The organism is Priestia sp. BR_2 (genome assembly GCF_041954005.1).
Lineage (GTDB): Bacteria > Bacillota > Bacilli > Paenibacillales > Paenibacillaceae > Paenibacillus_AQ > Paenibacillus_AQ lautus_A.
The window spans coordinates 1-1,797 of record NZ_JAVFHM010000206.1; the positions used below are offsets into that span (position 1 = coordinate 1).

Here is a 1,797-nt window from a genome sequence, read left to right on the forward strand (position 1 = left end):
TTAAATAAAGTAAAAAGTTCTGATATATCGTCAGTACTTTTTATTATAGCAGCGAACAATGGTCTTAATATAAAGGTTGAGCTTGCTTGAAAAATTAGCTATATGTTTCCTGTAGAAGCTTGTTAATAACAATCACAATAGCTAACATACATCACTTAGTCATTCAAACGTTAAACATTCCTTATATAAGCTCGTTCCATTGACTGGCTATGATAGGTTTGAGTGTATGTGGTAAACATCGAAACATTGGTAAGTATTCCTGCAGCAAGCATTAACAATGTAAGCGAAGAACCTCCAAAGCTTATAAAAGGAAGAGTGACACCAATAATCGGAAGAAGACCCGTGACAGCTCAAAGATTTACAAATACTTAAACAGCCATCATAACAGAAATACCGATAGCTAACAGTGCTACAAAAGGATCGCGACACTTAATAGCTGTTTTTAATCCTTCAAAAATAATAAAAAACAGTAGCCCTAATACAAGAAGTACACCCCAAAATCCCAGCTCTTCTGCAATAATGGCCATAATAAAATCCGTATGTGATTCAGGCAAGTAGCCCGTTTTTTGAATGCCTTGGCCCAGCCCCATACCTAATATTCCTCCATTTCCTATAGCTACATAAGAATTAACAAGCTGATATCCATCTCCTTGTTGATTTTCAAAAGGATGTAAGAATCCAGTGAAGCGAGCTAAACGCCCAGGAGAAAACAAAAGATCCATGTTTCCAGTTATTAATAACACGGCTAACATAATGAGTGTGCCAATTACACCTAGTAAACTAATTTTCAAAATAGATTTTTTTGAAAGGCCTGAACATAACACAATAGCTGCAACTGTTCCTAAAATAAGCAAGGCTCCGCCATAATCAGGCTGTAAAATAATTAAAAAACAAATTAAAAGCACAACCAGCATAGGTGGAAGAATCGACCTTTTTAAATCATTGATATACTCTTGTTTGTTTGCAAAAACAGCGGCTAAATAGATAATGAGCGTTAATTTTGTTATTTCTAACGGCTGGATAGCAATAGGCCCAATTTTAAACCAACTTTGTGCATTACCTGCTGTGTGTCCAAAAGCTAAAACTAAAATAAGGAGTGCAACAGCGACACCTAATAAAACTTTTAATACTGCTTTTTCCTGATAAATTTTATACGGAACGATAGCCGCTAATGTGAAAATGATAAAGCCTGCTATAAGAGCAAGCTTTTGTTTTTTATAAAAATAATCCCCAGATACGCCATAACGACTAATTGCTGTTACCATGCTAGCACTATAAACCATAATTAAACCGATCAGGCTTAGAACAATTAACGCAGTAATAAATTTGTAATCGTAACACTTTAGAATTTTTTTGAACATAAAAACTCCTCCTAAAAAAACCACCTAATAACGGCTATATACAAGAGAGAAAATAAAAAAATAAACATATATTTCAATATTTTCATACGAATCTTTAGGTCTGAATTTATTTCTTTAGCTATTTTTTTACTAGTCATTGTATTACCTCACATCCTGATCAAACATATAAGCCTTTGATCGAAAGCTTATATTTAATACTAGTCCCATCAAAAACATCGTACTCATTAACGCACTTCCTCCGTAGCTTATAAACGGCAGTGGTATTCCCGTTATCGGAAGAAGTCCTATACACATGCCCACATTTTCTAAAACATGAAAGAAAATAATTGAAATAACGCCGGTACAAATGTATGTAGAGAATTGATCTTTCGTATGAAATGCGACCGTGATAATTTGATAAATAAGCACCATAAATAAGAAAAGGATAAGGCTAGTT

At 34.0% G+C, this 1,797-nt stretch carries 1 protein-coding gene and 1 pseudogene; both read right to left on the reverse strand.

Annotated elements, in window-relative coordinates; all coding sequences use genetic code 11:
- Positions 1-170 precede the first annotated feature (170 nt).
- Positions 171-1,361: pseudogene (locus RB298_RS15550) on the reverse strand (FtsW/RodA/SpoVE family cell cycle protein).
- A 141-nt stretch (positions 1,362-1,502) separates the two neighbouring features.
- On the reverse strand, positions 1,503-1,797 hold a 295-nt coding region (locus tag RB298_RS15555), incomplete at its 5' end, for an FtsW/RodA/SpoVE family cell cycle protein (RefSeq protein ID WP_486047525.1).